Annotated in this window: 14 protein-coding genes; 8 read left to right on the top strand and 6 right to left on the bottom strand. The window is 39.1% G+C overall.

Features of this window, described 5'->3' with window-relative positions:
- Window positions 1-106: 106 nt before the first annotated feature.
- From eat to I9192_RS14100, 8 genes are all read left to right on the top strand, one after another.
- The gene (gene eat, locus I9192_RS14135; RefSeq protein ID WP_004828911.1) at window positions 107-1,537 is read left to right on the top strand and encodes an ethanolamine permease; all 1,431 of its coding nucleotides are present in this window, start codon (window positions 107-109) and stop codon (window positions 1,535-1,537) included.
- 2 nt (window positions 1,538-1,539) lie between these two features.
- A complete protein-coding gene (locus I9192_RS14130) occupies window positions 1,540-2,922 on the top strand; it encodes an ethanolamine ammonia-lyase subunit EutB (RefSeq protein ID WP_004828909.1) in 1,383 nt (460 codons plus the stop codon).
- A gap of 14 nt (window positions 2,923-2,936) precedes the next feature.
- Window positions 2,937-3,752, top strand: a complete 816-nt coding sequence (eutC, locus tag I9192_RS14125; RefSeq protein WP_004828907.1) for an ethanolamine ammonia-lyase subunit EutC — start codon at window positions 2,937-2,939, stop codon at window positions 3,750-3,752.
- 264 nt (window positions 3,753-4,016) lie between these two features.
- Window positions 4,017-5,192 carry an acyl-CoA dehydrogenase family protein gene (locus I9192_RS14120; protein WP_004828905.1) on the top strand — a complete coding sequence of 392 codons (1,176 nt, stop codon included), beginning with the start codon at window positions 4,017-4,019 and terminating at the stop codon, window positions 5,190-5,192.
- A gap of 54 nt (window positions 5,193-5,246) precedes the next feature.
- Complete coding sequence (locus tag I9192_RS14115; RefSeq protein WP_200149869.1) at window positions 5,247-8,318, top strand: peroxisomal multifunctional enzyme type 2; 3,072 nt, start codon at window positions 5,247-5,249, stop codon at window positions 8,316-8,318.
- Between the two features lie 108 nt (window positions 8,319-8,426).
- On the top strand, window positions 8,427-9,608 hold the full coding sequence (locus I9192_RS14110) for a lipid-transfer protein (RefSeq protein ID WP_004828901.1): 1,182 nt from the start codon (window positions 8,427-8,429) through the stop codon (window positions 9,606-9,608).
- Window positions 9,609-9,754: 146 nt separating this feature from the next.
- On the top strand, window positions 9,755-10,627 hold the full coding sequence (locus I9192_RS14105) for a metal-dependent hydrolase (RefSeq protein WP_200149868.1): 873 nt from the start codon (window positions 9,755-9,757) through the stop codon (window positions 10,625-10,627).
- Between the two features lie 403 nt (window positions 10,628-11,030).
- Window positions 11,031-11,717, top strand: coding sequence for a TetR/AcrR family transcriptional regulator (locus tag I9192_RS14100; RefSeq protein WP_004828897.1), 687 nt, complete (start codon window positions 11,031-11,033; stop codon window positions 11,715-11,717).
- Between the two features lie 24 nt (window positions 11,718-11,741).
- Here the strand turns inward: I9192_RS14100 and I9192_RS14095 are convergent, their stop codons facing one another.
- From I9192_RS14095 to trpC, 6 genes are all read right to left on the bottom strand, one after another.
- Window positions 11,742-12,485 carry a hypothetical protein gene (locus I9192_RS14095; protein WP_009587092.1) on the bottom strand — a complete coding sequence of 248 codons (744 nt, stop codon included), beginning with the start codon at window positions 12,483-12,485 and terminating at the stop codon, window positions 11,742-11,744.
- A 313-nt stretch (window positions 12,486-12,798) separates the two neighbouring features.
- On the bottom strand, window positions 12,799-13,158 hold the full coding sequence (locus I9192_RS14090) for a cupin domain-containing protein (RefSeq protein WP_004828890.1): 360 nt from the start codon (window positions 13,156-13,158) through the stop codon (window positions 12,799-12,801).
- A gap of 77 nt (window positions 13,159-13,235) precedes the next feature.
- Window positions 13,236-13,784 carry a GTP cyclohydrolase I FolE gene (gene folE, locus I9192_RS14085; protein ID WP_171064926.1) on the bottom strand — a complete coding sequence of 183 codons (549 nt, stop codon included), beginning with the start codon at window positions 13,782-13,784 and terminating at the stop codon, window positions 13,236-13,238.
- Between the two features lie 128 nt (window positions 13,785-13,912).
- The gene (locus tag I9192_RS14080; protein WP_005032424.1) at window positions 13,913-14,614 is read right to left on the bottom strand and encodes a Smr/MutS family protein; all 702 of its coding nucleotides are present in this window, start codon (window positions 14,612-14,614) and stop codon (window positions 13,913-13,915) included.
- A 114-nt stretch (window positions 14,615-14,728) separates the two neighbouring features.
- Entirely contained in the window at window positions 14,729-15,712 is a 984-nt protein-coding gene (locus tag I9192_RS14075; RefSeq protein WP_200149867.1) for a hypothetical protein, read from the bottom strand.
- Between the two features lie 311 nt (window positions 15,713-16,023).
- Window positions 16,024-16,830 (bottom strand): indole-3-glycerol phosphate synthase TrpC, encoded by an 807-nt coding sequence (trpC, locus tag I9192_RS14070; RefSeq protein WP_121775282.1) that lies wholly within the window; start codon window positions 16,828-16,830, stop codon window positions 16,024-16,026.
- Window positions 16,831-16,844: the final 14 nt, after the last annotated feature.

Genomic DNA, 16,844 nt, shown 5'->3' with positions numbered 1-16,844 from the left:
GGAAGAAACAGAACACTGATTAAAACAAATGAATAAAAATTGATGTGACCCAAGGAAAGGCACTTTTTTTGCTTATACAAGAAAAGGCAATTAAAAAGGAACGATGATGAGCGATCACAATGAACCATTATCTGTCGGTAAGGCGGGTGATTCCAAAGATTATTTTGCACAAAGAGAACTTAAAAAAGGCGCAGTCGGTTGGCTGTTATTGGTTGGTTTGGGTGTTGCCTATGTCATTTCAGGAGATTTTGCAGGTTGGAATTTCGGGATTGCACAAGGCGGTTGGGGCGGGATGTTTGTCGCGGTTGTTCTTGCTGCCATTATGTATTTATGCATCTGCCTTTCCATGTCTGAAATGTCGACCATGATGCCCACAGCCGGGGGAGGTTATAGTTTTGCTCGGATGGCTTTTGGTCCATTTGGGGGCTATCTGACTGGAACTGCGATCTTGATTGAATATGCGATTGCACCAGCAGCAATTGCGACATTTATTGGTGCATATTGTGAATCCCTTTTTGGTATTGGAGGGTGGATCATCTATTTGATATGTTATTTGGTCTTTATGGGGCTTCATTTAAAAGGTGCAGGTGAAGCGCTTAAAATCATGTTTGTGATTACTGCGATCGCCGTCGTTGCAGTTGTGGTGTTTTTAGTGGCTATGGTTCCCCATTTTAATAGTGCGAATTTATTTGATATCGCAGTTGATTCATCAAAAGTAGGTGCAAGCAGCTTTTTACCTCAAGGTTATTTAGGCATTTGGGCAGCAGTTCCTTATGCGATTTGGTTTTTTCTTGCAGTTGAGGGTGTTCCATTGGCTGCGGAAGAAGCAAAAAATCCTGCGCAATCTTTACCTCGTGGTTTGATTGGAGCCATGTTAATTTTAGCTGCATTTGCTATTCTGATCTTAATTCTCAGTGCTGGCGCAGCAGGTGCAAGTGTATTGAAAGACTCAGGTGCGCCGTTGGTGGATGCACTTGTTAAAGTTTATGGGCATGGTTGGTTAGCCAATTTTGTTAACTTTGTCGGTTTGGCTGGTCTAATCGCAAGCTTTTTTTCCATTATCTATGCCTATTCACGACAAATTTTTGCACTTTCTCGGGCAGGTTATTTACCGACTTCGTTGTCTTTGACCAATAAAAACAAATCGCCTTATTTAGCCGTAATTATACCGGGCATTATCGGTTTCTTATTATCACTAACCAAACAGGGTGATCTGCTGATTTTAATCGCAGTATTTGGAGCAACGATCTCATATGTATTGATGATGATGGCACATATTAAGTTGCGCATTTCTCAACCTGATGTATATCGCCCATATCGAACACCAGGAGGGATTGTAACCTCAAGCATTGCTTTGATTTTGTCGGTTGTTGCGGTGGTTGCAGGATTTCTTGTTGATCCTAAAGTTTGGTTTATTGCTTTGGGGATTTATGTGGTCTTTATTCTGTATTTTCTTGTATATAGCCGCCATCATTTGATTTCAGGGACACCGGAAGAAGAGTTTGCCAGTATTAAGGCAGCAGAACAGGAATTATAACTATGGCTTATCGGCACAATGTTGCACAGCAACAATTTATTTTCCAAGACTTAAAAACTTTAATGGCAAAGGCGACACCGCTGCGTTCTGGAGATGAATTGGCAGGCGTCGCTGCTAGCAATGCAACAGAACGAGTAGCGGCACAAATGGCGCTTGCCGAAGTCCCGTTAAAAACCTTTTTAAATGAGGCTGTCATTGATTATGACAAAGATGACATTACGCGCCTCATTATGGATGAGCATCGTGCAGATTTGTTCGCACCAATTTCACATTTTACTGTAGGTGACTTTAGAAATTGGTTGTTAAGTGAAGAAGCAACGGCTGAGACACTGGCAAATTTAGCCAAGGGGCTTACACCTGAGATGGTGGCTGCTGTCAGTAAAATCATGCGCAATCAAGATCTGATTCTGGTGTCCAGTAAATGCGAAGTGGTCACACAGTTTCGTAATACGATTGGCTTGAAAGGGCATTTATCTACACGCTTACAACCCAATCACCCGACCGATGATGTATTGGGGATTTCTGCAAGTTTATTGGATGGTTTAATGTATGGGAATGGTGATGCGGTCATTGGCATTAATCCTGCCACAGATAACTTACATAATCTCTCTGAGTTGCTCAAACTGCTTGATCACATTATTCAAGAGTATGAAATTCCAACCCAATCTTGTGTATTGACTCATATCAGTTCAGGCATTCAGCTTGCAGAAAGAAATATTCCCATTGATCTGATGTTTCAATCAATAGCAGGAACACAATTAGCAAATGATGGTTTTGGAGTAACGCTCGACTTGCTCCAAGAGGGCTATGAAGCGACTTTGGCACTGAACAGGGGAACAATTGGTCAAAATGTCATGTATTTTGAAACAGGACAAGGCAGTGCCTTATCCAGTAATGCTCATCATGGCGTAGACCAACAAACCATTGAAGCACGGGCTTACGCTGTCGCACGTAAATACAATCCTTTATTGGTTAATACTGTAGTCGGTTTTATTGGTCCTGAATATTTGTATGACGGTAAACAAATTATTCGAGCCGGTTTAGAGGATCATTTCTGTGGCAAGTTACTCGGTGTGCCTATGGGATGTGATATTTGTTATACCAACCATGCCGACGCAGATCAAAATGATATGGATGTGCTGTTAACTTTATTTGGTGCGGCAGGCATCAATTTTATTATGGGCATTCCCGGTTCAGATGATGTGATGTTGAACTATCAAACCACTTCTTTCCATGATGCGCTGTATTTACGTCAGTTAATGGGCTTAAAACCTGCCCCTGAATTCTCAGCTTGGTTAGATCATCAGGGCATTTTTCATCAAGAACAACGCCAGATTCAATGGCCGAATAGTATGCCTAAAAATTTTGCTAAATTATTATCGTAAAAGGAGCATCAAGCATGAAGCTCTCCAAATTTGAAACCTTCTCTAATGGTCTGTATGAAGACCCGTGGCACAAACTCAAACAATATACCGATGCGCGAATTGCAATGGGGCGAGTCGGCTGCAGTATTCCGACTCAAGAATTACTTAACTTTCAGCTGTCACATGCTCAAGCCAAAGATGCTGTTTTTCATCAATTGAATATTGAAGATATGCAGCACAAGTTGACGGATTTAAACTTTCAAAGCCTCGTGGTCGAAAGTAAGGCAACAAACAAAGAAATTTATTTAAAACGCCCAGATTATGGACGTCAGTTATCTGAACAATCGCAAATGCAATTAACCGATTATGTGGCTGACCATCCGCAACAATATGATGTATGTATTGTCGCAGGTGATGGACTTTCCGCACGTGCCATTGAGGAGAATGCAATTGCCTATATCAACTCGTTACGGGAGCATATTGTTGCTGAAGGATGGACACTTGCCCCGATTGTGATCGCGACAGGAAGTCGAGTTGCCTTAGGAGATGAAGTAGCTCAAACGTTTAATGCCCCAATGCTAATTATGTTGATTGGCGAACGTCCGGGTTTAAGTTCACCTGATAGTATGGGGATTTATTATACTTGGAAAGCTCGGAAAGGCTGTTTGGACTCAGGTCGAAACTGCATTTCCAATGTAAGACCTGCGGGATTAAGCATTCAAATTGCAACTCAGCGTTTAATGGCACTCATGCGAAATTCATTTAAATTACAACTTTCAGGTGTTGATTTAAAAGATGATCATGTGGTGCCTTTGCAAAATAATCAACAGCCTCCCAAATTGTTATTTTAATTGTCAATATTACTTTTTCATTACAATTTTAAGTACCAAGCAATACCTGAATCTTATTGGGTATTGCTTTTTTCTTCTCTGGCAAAGCCTTAGGGAATATCTTGGCATAAAACGTCACTGTGCAATACTTTGGTGAAACTTTATACAATTGAACAATCTCTGAGCGCAGTATAAAACAATAAAACAAGTTGTACGTCCGTATTGTAAATATCAAATGAGCTACTCACTGCTAATTGTTAAGAAAAATAAATACAAGGAGTTGAAATGTCTGCTTTAAATATACCCCAACCGATGACTGCCATGATTCCACGTACGTTGTTTGATTCGGAACATGAACAATTTCGTCAAACAGCCCGTCGTTTCTTTGAAACAGAAATTGCACCTTATCGGGAACAGTGGGAAGCACAGCAACATCTTGACCGTCATTTATGGCAGAGAGCTGGAGAATTAGGTTTGTTGTGTTGCACGATGCCAGAACAATATGGAGGGTCGGGTGTTGATCGATTATATTCAATGATTTTAATGGAAGAACAAGCCAGAGTAGGTGACTCAGCTTCGGGTTTTGCTTTGCACTCGGATATTGTTGCGAATTACCTTAATAATTTTGGAAATGAACAGCAGAAGCAACAATGGTTGCCACTTATGGCAACGGGTGAGGTCATTGGAGCGATTGCAATGACAGAACCAGGAACAGGTTCAGATTTACAAGCGATTCGGACCACTGCAATAGAAGATGGAGACGATTATATCGTCAATGGATCTAAGATTTTTATTACCAATGGCTACCTATGCGATATCGCTATTGTCGCAGTCAAAACGGGCAAAGGGGAAAGTGAAGCACAAAATGTTTCATTGCTGATTATCGAAGCAAGTCGTACTGGTTTTACTAAAGGTAAACCACTGAAGAAAATTGGTTTGCATGGACAAGATACTTGTGAACTCTTTTTTGATCAAGTTCGTGTTCCGAAATCGAATCTTCTCGGTATGGAAGGTTTGGGTTTTATCATGTTAATGAAAGAATTGGCTTGGGAGCGGATGATGATCGGAATCATTTGTGCTGCAGGCGCAGAGTTTGCCTTGGCAAGTACTGTTGAATACACCAAGCAGCGCAAAGCTTTTGGCAAACCGATTTCCGTATTTCAAAATACACGGTTTAAATTAGCCGAAATGCGCGCAGAGATACAGATTGCACGGACCTATATTGATCAATGTATGCAATTGGTCTTAAAAAATGAATTGTCTATAGAGGCTGCCTGTACCGCTAAATACTGGGTTTCCGATCTTGCTTGCAAAGTAGTAGACGAGTGTCTGCAACTTCATGGTGGGTATGGTTATATGCTGGAATATCCTATTGCCCGTGCCTATTTAGATATTCGACCAAATCGAATTTATGGTGGTACCAATGAAATTATGAAAGAACTGATTTCACGTACGATTTAGCATTACAACTACAGTCATTGTTCAAAATAACAAGATATCAGTCAAGGAATCGAAATGTCAGAATTACGCTTTGATGGTCGTGTTGCCATTGTTACAGGGGCAGGTGGCGGCTTAGGACGCCAACATGCGCTTACACTTGCTGCCCGAGGTTGCAAAGTGGTTGTCAATGATCTTGGTGGTGGTGCACATGGTTCTGGTCAATCGTCAACTGCAGCAGACAAAGTGGTCGAGGAAATCCGGGCAATCGGTGGCGAGGCTGTCGCAAATTATGATTCTGTTGAAAATGGTGAAGCGATTGTGCAAACAGCTTTAACGCATTTTGGAACAGTGGATATTGTGATTAATAATGCTGGTATTTTAAGGGATGTCAGTTTTGCCAAAATGACCGAACAGGATTGGGATTTAATCATGCAGGTACACTTAAATGGATCAAAAAGTGTATCTCATGCTGCATGGTCAATTATGCGTGAAAAAGGTTATGGACGAATCATCATGACCACATCTGCCGCAGGAATTTATGGTAATTTTGGTCAGGCAAATTATTGTGCTGCCAAACTGGGGATACTGGGTTTAGCCAATTGCTTGGCGGAAGAGGGACGCAATAAAAATATTTTAGTTAATACAATTGCGCCTTTGGCAGCATCCCGTTTGACAGAAACTGTGATGCCAGCAGATTTGCTTGCCTTACTTCAACCAGAAGCTGTGAGTCCTTTGGTTGCTTGGCTCGCTCATGAAAACTGCAAAGAAACGAAGGGTTTATTTGAGGTGGGTGCAGGTTTTATGGCAAAACTACGCTGGGAACGCAGTGAAGGTTATGTCTTTCCAAATCAGCATGTATTGAGCGTTGATGATGTTGCCCGACAGTGGGACAAAATTACTGATTTCACGACATCCACTCACCCAAGTTCAACCACAGAATCATTTACCCCAATTCTTGAAGGTATTCAACATCCTAACTTAGGGGGAAATGAATTTATTGACTTAGATGTCGCATCTAAAGCTCAACTTGAAATTGAGTCAAGTTATGATGAACGTGATTTATCTTTGTATGCATTAGGGATTGGGGCAGCTCAAAATCCTTTGGATCATTCAGAACTTGCCTATGTCTATGAGTTGGGGAGTGAATTTCAAGCTTTCCCGACTTATGGTGTGATGCCCCAAATGAATGCCATGCTGAATATGGCTAAACAGGGTATTACCTTGCCAGGCATGAATTATGGTTTTGATCGGGTCTTACATGGTGAACAATATACTGAGATCAAACGACCACTGCCACCGCATGCAAAATTAACACATACCTTTAAATTAAAAACTGCTTATGATAAAAATCCGAATGCAGTGATTACTTTTGCGATTTCTTCTAAAGATGAAAGTGGTGAAGAATTAATTTATAACGAAATGACAGCATTTGTCCGCGGCGCTGGGGGATGGGGAGGTGATCGCGGTGACTCTTTAGAGACCAATATTGCCCCTGATCGTGAACCAGATGCTGTCATAGAAGAAAAAACGGATATCAACCAGACCCTATTGTATCGTTTGTCAGGAGACTGGAATCCATTGCATGCAGATCCAGCTTTTGCCAAAGCTTTTGGCTTTGATCGTCCAATTTTGCATGGTTTGTGTACTTTTGGTTTCAGTGGAAGACATGTGATAAAAGCATTTAGCAACAATGATGGTCGCTATTTTAAAAGTATTAAAGTACGTTTTGCGAAAAGTGTTTATCCTGGAGATACACTATTGACCAAGATGTGGAAAATTTCTGACACTAAAATTATTTTTGAAACATGGGTCAAAGAGCGAAATGAGATCGTCATCAAAAATGCAGCGGTTGAATTGTATAGCGAAATTCCACAAGCCAAAGTTCGTGCTCCAGATATGGCACAGTCTTCAGAGAAAATAGCGGATACCCCTCAAGAAAGTTCATCTGAGCCAACACGATTAATCGCTGAAGATGTATTTAACGTCATTGCAGAACAAATCGCACAACATCCTGAGTGGGTGGATAAAACTAAAACCCAATTTTTATTCAAACTCAAAAATCCAGATTCAATATGGACGTTGGATTTAAAGAATACGCCTGCTTCATGTATACAAAGTGAAACTGCCCATCCAGATGTCATCTTGGAAATGGACGAAGTGCATTTACAAACAGTGGTGACAAGCACTTTAGCTGATGTACAGAAACTTTTTTTTGGGGGGCAATTAAAAATTTCTGGCAATGTCATGGCATCGAATAAGCTCATGATATTACAGAAAATTGATCCTTCAAGTTTTGAAACGGCTAAAAAGCAGCGTTTGGCTACGGCAAAAGAGCATTTATCAACCGCTTCTGATTCAGATACTTTAACTGCTATGCATCTTGAGATTACGCTTGCAGATGTTTTTACAGCTGTAAATGAATATATCAATACGCATCCAAACATGGTCGAACGCACGAATACAACATTTCAGTTCAAGATTAAACATCCTGAATCGTCATGGTTTATCGACCTAAAACATGACTTGGGCGGTGCAGGTGCTGGGGAGATTGCTGTCCCTGATGTGACCTTAGAAATGGATGAGCAACATGTAGAGACTATATTTAATGGCTCGCTTGCTGATGTGCAAAAGTTATTTTTTAGCGGACAGCTCAAAATTTCAGGAAATGTGATGGCATCCAATAAACTGGTCATATTACAGGATATGGATAAAAAACTGATTGCTCAGGCAAGAGATCAACGGGTAGCAGTAGGTCAAGCACCATTACAAGCTTCGATTTCTTCTCATCAGCAGACCACAACTAAACAGCAAGCCAAAGCATCTGAATTTTTGAGTAAGTTGCAAACCTGTTTTCAAATACATGCTGAAGTACCTTATGTTTATCAGTTTCATATTACTGAACCGCAGCAATCTTGGAAGATAGACTTTGCCAATGGCACTGTGCAACAAGGTGATGATCCCAATGCTGATGTGATTTTAACATTAACGGATCAGCATTTTTATGCACTGGTTTCAAAGCAACGAGATTTACGTGATTTATATCAGCATGGTGAGCTGATGGTAGAGGGTGCTATTCGATATATTCAGCATCCTGCATTTTTGCATATCCTGACAGACAGTTTTGCGGCTACAGCAGATCGTATATGAAGTTAAAAATAAATAAGCGTTGCATAGATACAACTACAGATATCCAGATAATGGCAATCAGCACAGGACTATTGCTGATGGAATTCAAAAAACAATGAGGATTAAGGAATGCTAAGACGTGTTAATGTGATTGGCGTGGGTATGACCAAGTTTACCAAACCGGGTGCGAGTGAAGAATATTATGTCATGGCAAAAGAAGCAGGAGAGAAAGCTTTAAAAGATGCAGGAATTGGCTATCAAGAGATTGAGCAAGTTTTTGCAGGTTATGTTTATGGTGATTCGACATGTGGGCAACGGGCTGCTTATACATTGGGTTTAACAGGAATTCCAATTTTAAATGTCAATAATAACTGTTCTACAGGTTCAAGTGCTTTGTACCTGGCAAGACAAGCTATAGCGGGAGGACTTGCTGAGTGTGTGTTGGTTTTGGGTTTTGAAAAAATGGAAAAAGGTGCCTTAGGTGCAAAGTTCAATGATCGTGAACCACCTATGGGGCAACATGCACAAGTCATGTTGGATGTTCAAGGGTTTAATTCATCACCACCAGCGGCACAAATGTTTGGTGGAGCAGGACGAGAGTATCGTTGGAAGTATGGTACAAAAAAAGAAACCTTTGGAAAAATTGCTGAAAAAGCACGCCGCCATGCCAGCCATAATCCTTATGCTTTATTTGGTCAAACACTTTCCTTAGAGGAAATCATGGCTTCAGAAGAGGTATTTGATCCGCTCACACGTTTTCAATGTTGCCCACCGACTTGTGGTGCAGGTGCCGCTATTCTTTGCTCAGATGAGTTCGCAAAAAAACATCAGATTTCTAATCCAGTCTATATAGCGGCACAATCAATGACCACGGATTATGCATCAAGTTTTGACGAAAAGAGTATGATCAAAATGGTGGGATATGACATGACGAAACAAGCCGCTCAACAGGTATATGAGGCTGCAGGTATCGGTGTGGATGATATTGATGTCATTGAATTGCATGATTGTTTTACTGCGAACGAATTATTGACCTATGAAGCTCTCGGTCTATGCCCCGAAGGTGAGGCTGAAAAATTCATTTGGGATGCGGAGAATACCTACGGAGGAAAATTTGTCACCAATCCTTCTGGTGGACTGCTGTCAAAGGGACATCCACTTGGGGCAACAGGTTTGGCTCAATGTACCGAATTGGTTTGGCAATTGAGAGGAACAGCAGATCAGCGTCAGGTCAATCATGCCCGTATTGCATTACAGCATAATTTGGGATTAGGCGGAGCATGTGTCATTACCATGTATCGGCGAGATTAATTTTTTCTAATAAAAGCCATAAAAGGGATGCAATGACATATAAATGAGTCGAAATGACCTATGGAATTACATTCAATTGGGTAAAATTCTAAATACAGCACCAGCTAAATTAAAAAAATGATAATCAGCCAGAGGCAGGATGAACCATGGGAATATTAACGAAATTTATTAAATCTGCGGTATATCATGAACCATTACCGATTCGCCGTGATGTAAGATTTAACTTGCCCGCAGAGCGAATTGCAGATTGGCACACACCAGCAGGTCCAATTTTTACGGCATTATTAAATACATTTTCCATTGTATTGCCTATTGGAGAACGTTTCTTTATTGATGCTGTTCGAGCACACCGTGATTTAGTTCAGGATCCTGAATTGCAAAAAGCAGTTACCGCATTTATTGGACAAGAGGCGATGCATGGTCGAGAACATGAAGAGTACAACAATGCTTTATTTGCTCGATCACCCATTGCGCCAAAATTCGAAGCGCTCGTACTGGATATTTTTGGGCTGATAAAACAGCATTTACCCGCTTATTTTTGGTTGAGTGGGACGATAGCGTTAGAACATTTTACGGCGTTATTGGCCGATTCAGTGTTGCGTACACCTGAATTATTTGATGGTGCAGAACAACATTATGCCAATATTTGGCGCTGGCATGCCTATGAAGAAACAGAACATAAAGCAGTGGCTTTTGATGTATGGAACACCGCAATGGGACAGGGTCCTTATGCATATACAATCCGTAGCTTTGGTTTGGTAATCGCAACCATTGTATTCTGGGGATTGGTGATTCCTGTGTTTCTTAATATCGTCAAAGGAGAAGGAAAGCTCAGCGATATTTCAAGTTGGAAAAAAGCCTATCGTTATACTTTTGGTGATATAGGTGCACTGAGAAAACAATTGGGAAATTATATTGATTATTTTCGTCCTAATTTCCACCCTTGGGATCACGATAACCGTGAGTATATGCAACAAATGGAACAATTGATTTATCAATTGTCAGAAAAAAAGAAATAAGGAATATCAGAGTCTGTTGACCATTTGTCTATGTTTGCGACTAGGTGTATTTTTAGCCGATCCTACGCGATGAAACCAAGAAAATAGTCGCACTATTTTCTTGGTTTAATGCTTACGATGTATAGGTTTTATGCTCAATTTTAACCTACAGCCAAGCCATTTATGAAATATCAGCAGACCTAGACCAAGCACAATGCGTTTGATGAGATCAGCAAACTTTGATGAGTTGCTCAATCCATTGTGCTTGATCGAAATATTGGACTGTGTTGTAAATATTGATTTATAAATATAGAGTAAGGCACATGACATTGAACCCAGCTATGAATTGCCGACATCTATCAATAACAACAAATCAGGTCTTATTCGGCTCAAATTACTCATAAAATAAGGTTGCAGAATATTGATGAATATATCTCATTCAAATGCTATTCGACGCAGTCAAAATGAACGTAGTGAAGCAATGCGAGCACGTTTGATCGAAGCGACATTACAAAGTTTGATTCAAGAAGGCTATGCGAAAACTACAATTAGTAAAATTATCCAAATTGCACAAGTCTCAAGAGGTTCGCCAGTTCATCATTTCCCATCCAAAGCTGCACTGATGGAGTCGACAGCAGAGCAATTGGTACGTCGTATATACATTGCCTTAGGGAAACTGATTAAGAATATGCAACAATCGGATGATCGTTTACATGATCTTGTTTCAGCAGGCGCAAATTTACTTAAAACACCTGAGATCACAGCATTATTAGAATTATTGGTGGCGAGTCGTCAAGAACCCGAACTTGCTGAGAAATTACAGAAACTATGGATGGCTTCGTACCATACTGTGCATAGTGCTGCAGCACACTATCTTGAACCGATTACTGAGCAAGATCATGTTGGTGATTTAATGATTATTACACTATGGTTTTTAAGGGGAATGGCGGAAGATCGACATCTAAGTCAAAATATTCAACAAGCTGATGAATTTTTTAACCGTTATATACAATTATGGACATCTATTTTAGCCAACCATTTACAGGCTAAAGTGAATGTGAGCTCACCACCACCCAAACCTGTATTTTGGGATCATCTTACAGAATCCTGACTGGCTAGGCACAACTGAATATTATTAAAATAAATAGCCATTTTGACTAAGTACTGTTTTGGCTTTTAAAGTGACTTCTAGTTGCACGTCAGGCGTTTCACTTGTACCCAACAGATTTCGATAAATTATATATTGATAACCACCACTGTTAAAAATATAGTGATGATCTCCCCCTGAACCATCCATTACAACTTTACCCTGATTTAAAATTAAATCAGGTTTTTCAGTTTGTGATTGGTTCACTCCCCATGCAGCATAACGATATTGACCATTTGGCATTTCATCGATACGTATTTGAAATTTGGTTGTTTTGAACTGTAAATCTGGTTTGCTGAAATTTCTCAGTGACGGATATAGTTTCTGTTTTTGTTGGGATATAAGTTGTGCCTTTAATTTTTGTTCTGCATCACTACTATAGTTGACGGCTTTAATCTGATGACCTTCTAACCAAACTGTACCGCTATCCAGCATGACACCACGCCAACCCACACTTTGCCACTGTGATGGCTTGGAATTGGCGATATTTTGAATCAGTTTAGCGTCAAACACTTGGTTAAAGCGTTGTTTCATTTCAGTGGGGTTTTGGATACTTGGAAGTGGTTCTTCACGTGCTAAGGGATAAACAATATGATTTGAAATCGCTGAGATATTTTTTTGTTTAAACAACGCAATTACAAGCTGAACATCCTTGAGTTGTTGACTATTTAAGTTGTCAGCAAATGCTGTAGAGGAGCTTAATATTGTGATAAAAATTAATAAATTTTTCATTTATAAAAAGAACTCAATTTTGTTTTTCTAAAGCATACATCTGAACTGAAAATAGAGTCAAACCTTTTGCCTATTTAGACAAGTGATTTGATTTCAATCATTCTTATCCAATAGACTTTATGGTTTGTATAAAATTTTTAAGAAGATTTGGTGAGCCATTTATTTTGTACTTTTGAATCATCGATGGTCTTTCTATCGTGAGTCGACACGGATGTTGCCATGTTGAGCTGGGGTATATGAGCAAAAACAAAGCACTGCTTTGTTTGCAGCGCAGGAACCCAGTTAAAAAAACATATTTTTTAGATTGCTGTAATTAAACTTCAACCACTACAAAATATTTTTTTACGGCTTCTACAACTTCAAATGTTCCTTTAAATCCGGGAGGAATAATACCTGCTTCGCCAGCTTGGATTTCTATAAATGTTTGGGTTAGTTGATCATGTAGACGAACAACGCCTTCAATCATTTGGAAAAATTCTTGTTTATTGTCTGCAAATTGAATATGCCAAGCACCAACTTCACATCGCCAAATACCACAGTTCATATTGGGATGTTCATATAAGCTTTCTGTAAGGCGTTTTGGATTTCCCTGTACCAAACGGTCTGCACGAGGATGGTCTACACTCGTTTCACTTTGTGTTAATCCATAACCAGCAAGCCAAATTGAAGACATGATAAAATCCTAAGTAAAATAAAGCCTCAGTAGAATGAGGCTTTAAGAATTATATTTGAAGCAATCAAATAAACGTCTTAATGTGCCTCTGGAACAGCAGAAAGAAACTCACGGCGTGCTTCTTTATCTGTTTTAAAGTCGCCGACAAATGAGACTGTACGTGTGGTTGACTCTTGTTTGCTTACACCGCGCATCATCATACACATATGCGCTGAATCAATCACTACAGCAACACCACGTGCTTGAGTCACTTCAGCAACAGCATCCGCGATTTGTTTGGTCAGTTGTTCTTGAATCTGCAAGCGACGTGCAAACATTTCAGTAATTCGTGCAAATTTGGATAAACCGAGTACATTACCAGACGGAAGATAGGCAATATGTACACGACCATGAAATGGAAGTAAATGGTGTTCACATAAAGAATAAAATTCAATATTTTTAACCAAGACCATTTCGTCATTATCAGAAGGGAAGACCGCATTATTGGTCACTTCTTCAAGCGTTTTGCTATAACCAGACGTCAAGTACGAAAAAGCTTTAGCCGCACGCATAGGCGTATCTTTCAGACCAGGACGGTCTAAGTCCTCGCCAACGGCAGTTAAAATATTTGCGTAGGATTGCTGCATAGACATAAAACGTGTTCACTTATACGGTTTGAACAAGGACGGCATTGTAGCAGAAAAATCGATAAATTTTTTCAATTACAAGATAAACCGTCACTGTGGGAGATTTTGGGATTGAATCAAATAAAGGATTATGAGTTACGATTAAACTTTGGGTTTTTTTCAGCACGTTTAAGTAGCACCAAAACAGCACCAGTACCGCCTTGTTTTTCAGGAGCACTCACAAATGCCAGAACATCGCGGTGCTGACGAAGCCACCCATTAACATAAGTTTTAAGAATAGCTTCAGGACCTTTGCCATGCACAATTTTAATGACATTTTGATTTTCATCTTTTGCCATTTGGATGATTTGTAAAACTGCGGAACGCGCTTCTTCAACAGTACAACCGTGTAAATCAACGGCCTCAAACCAACGAAGATTTCCAGCCTTTAAATCTTCAAAAACCTTATGTTGCAGTGTTGCAATGCGATAACTTAATGCAGCTTGACTGGCAACAGGGTTGAGCATTGCTTGAGTATCTGATAATTCAGCATCATCAGCTTCAAATGCACCTTCAGCGGCAGCACGTTTTGCGAGCGTTTTTGCATCTGGTTTTTTTCTGACATCATTACGCTCAATTTTAGCAATATTGCTGTTATCCAGTTTAGTGACACCTGTTAAAGCAGTTTTAAACAAATCGGCATCGTTAACGTCATCTTCATGGGATGAAAGCACATGTTTGGTTTCAGGTTGTGCTGCAACTTTTGACGTGTGTGGATGAGTGATTTGTTTTTTGAACTGCTTTAATAAATCCAGTTGAGACTTGGAAAATGTAGAATCAGACTTACTCATAATTGCAAAAAACAATGGACGGCGATATTTGGTGCTAATTATAGTCTGAAAGTGAATAAATTTGAACTGAATTGCATTCGCAAGATGGTGTGAAATTTAAGAGTGCCAAGAAGTTTATGGTTTATTGAGATATGATTCGATTAATTTTAGTACACGTTTATTTTTATATTTCTTTGCAACTTCTAATGCTGATTGTTGCTCATTAAATTTTGAAATACAGACTTTTTCTATTGAAGCGCCTTTGTTGAGTAAAAGGGCAACAGTTTGAAATTGATTGAGGCGTATTGCTTTACCCAGTGGTGAACACATCGTGAAATAAAATGTGTAGGGTTCGATTTCATCTATCACGATTTGGTTGAGCTGTCTAAGTCTCATATTATTTAAAAAATCCAGATCATGATGTTCGATGGTCGCCATAATTAAATCAATATCATTAAACTCAGTATTTTCGATTAAATATTGAAGATATAAAGCTTTGGCTTTTTTATAATCATTGACGTCCTGATTATGAGTAAGATTTTTAATTAGATTTTGCATAAATTCATTCATATCATCGAAATGATTGATCGCCGCATAAAACATTAATGTATTCAGCATATAAGGTTCTGCTGACAAATTTTTACCCAGCCAATCTTGAGATTTGACATTAAAATTTTGTTCAAACTGATTTAGTATTTCGAATGAAATCGGTTGAGATTGAATATTGATTGCTTTGCGCAATCTACGTTCCTGTCCTTTATAAACAAGATGGTATGTTGATTTTTGAACTTTTTTATTTTCGGTGTCGATAGTAAAGTCAATATGGATGGGTGGTCCTTGATAACTGATAATTTGAATTTGGTTGTTTTTAAACAGGTAGTTTTTTTGCTCAAGAAACTCTATATCTATATTTGGAAAAATTTGATCAAGATCAAGTTGAGCAGCAATGATACCTTCAGATGGTTGGGGGATATTAAAATAGAGTATCCGTTTTGAATCAATATAATAGGGTGAACCAGTGTAAATGGGTATTTCCTTTGCCCAACTCATTTGCTGTAACGAATACAACAGCACTAACAATAAAAAAACAAAACTGCGAGTTATAGATTTAGATTTCATTATTCTCAATTCTCAATTCTCAATTCTCAATTCTCAATTCTCAATTCTCAATTCTCAATTCTCAATTCTCAATTCTCAATTCTCAATTCTCAATTCTCAATTATAAGCAGACTTAAAATAAATTATATTGTTGGTATTTGTGAGAACAATCTATGTAAATATTACTTATATTTAAAATGTAAAACCATAATGCAACAATCAATAAAAGATGAAAGTTAAATAAAAAACTTTTCAATCATTAAAAAAATTCTATCAATAGAGGCTAATTATACAGGTATAAAGGGTAAGCAGACTCACCCTTTATTCAACAGTTATATGTTTTCAGGTGTGCCAAAGAGCGCTGTAAAAGCATGATCAGGTCGAGGTTGTTTCATAAAGCTTTCACCCACCAAAAATGAATGAATATCATGTTCTTGCATCATTTGAACATCACTTGGTGTTGCAATACCACTTTCCGTAACCAACAAACGTGTAGGTTCAAGTAATTTTTTCAAACGCAGTGACGTATTTAAATCGACATCAAAGGTTTTTAAATTACGGTTGTTCACCCCTAATATACAACGATCTGAAAGTTTTAATGCGCGCTCAAGTTCAGCTTCATCATGGACTTCAACTAAAACATCAAGATTGTGTTCAAATGCCGTTTTTGACATTTCTTCAAGTTGCTGATCAGACAAGCAAGCCACAATTAACAAGATGCAATCTGCATGTAGGGCACGCGCTTCAATCACGCCATATGGATCAATTAAAAAATCTTTACGAAGGGCGGGTAAATTACAGTGATTTCGTGCAATTTGAATATTTTCATCAGCGCCCTGAAAGAAATCAACATCTGTTAAAACGGACAAACAAGCAGCGCCTGCTTGTTCATATTGTTGAGCGATTTCGGCAGGATCAAAATTTTCACGAATAATGCCTTTTGATGGCGAAGCTTTCTTAATTTCTGCAATCACACCTGGGCGTTTACTATGTAACGCTTGTGCAAAATGCCGAACAGGGCTTGCTGCATGAGCAAGCTCCTCAACATCCTTTAAACTACGTTGTTTTAAACGAGTTGTAAATTCTTCATGTTTACGATCAACAATTTTACCTAAAATCGTATTGGCAATATCTAGCATGGTCAAATCCTTCT

Source organism: Acinetobacter bereziniae (genome assembly GCF_016576965.1).
Classification (GTDB): domain Bacteria; phylum Pseudomonadota; class Gammaproteobacteria; order Pseudomonadales; family Moraxellaceae; genus Acinetobacter; species Acinetobacter bereziniae.
The sequence above is the reverse complement of the archived record's forward strand: the minus strand, read 5'-3'. Positions and strand labels throughout refer to the sequence as shown.

Coding starts and splice junctions, on each gene's coding strand:
- eat (WP_004828911.1), top strand. CDS start 107: ATGAGCGATCACAATGAACCATTATCTGTCGGTAAGGCGGGTGATTCC.
- I9192_RS14130 (WP_004828909.1), top strand. CDS start 1,540: ATGGCTTATCGGCACAATGTTGCACAGCAACAATTTATTTTCCAAGAC.
- eutC (WP_004828907.1), top strand. CDS start 2,937: ATGAAGCTCTCCAAATTTGAAACCTTCTCTAATGGTCTGTATGAAGAC.
- I9192_RS14120 (WP_004828905.1), top strand. CDS start 4,017: ATGTCTGCTTTAAATATACCCCAACCGATGACTGCCATGATTCCACGT.
- I9192_RS14115 (WP_200149869.1), top strand. CDS start 5,247: ATGTCAGAATTACGCTTTGATGGTCGTGTTGCCATTGTTACAGGGGCA.
- I9192_RS14110 (WP_004828901.1), top strand. CDS start 8,427: ATGCTAAGACGTGTTAATGTGATTGGCGTGGGTATGACCAAGTTTACC.
- I9192_RS14105 (WP_200149868.1), top strand. CDS start 9,755: ATGGGAATATTAACGAAATTTATTAAATCTGCGGTATATCATGAACCA.
- I9192_RS14100 (WP_004828897.1), top strand. CDS start 11,031: ATGAATATATCTCATTCAAATGCTATTCGACGCAGTCAAAATGAACGT.
- I9192_RS14095 (WP_009587092.1), bottom strand. CDS start 12,485: ATGAAAAATTTATTAATTTTTATCACAATATTAAGCTCCTCTACAGCA.
- I9192_RS14090 (WP_004828890.1), bottom strand. CDS start 13,158: ATGTCTTCAATTTGGCTTGCTGGTTATGGATTAACACAAAGTGAAACG.
- folE (WP_171064926.1), bottom strand. CDS start 13,784: ATGCAGCAATCCTACGCAAATATTTTAACTGCCGTTGGCGAGGACTTA.
- I9192_RS14080 (WP_005032424.1), bottom strand. CDS start 14,614: ATGAGTAAGTCTGATTCTACATTTTCCAAGTCTCAACTGGATTTATTA.
- I9192_RS14075 (WP_200149867.1), bottom strand. CDS start 15,712: ATGAAATCTAAATCTATAACTCGCAGTTTTGTTTTTTTATTGTTAGTG.
- trpC (WP_121775282.1), bottom strand. CDS start 16,830: ATGCTAGATATTGCCAATACGATTTTAGGTAAAATTGTTGATCGTAAA.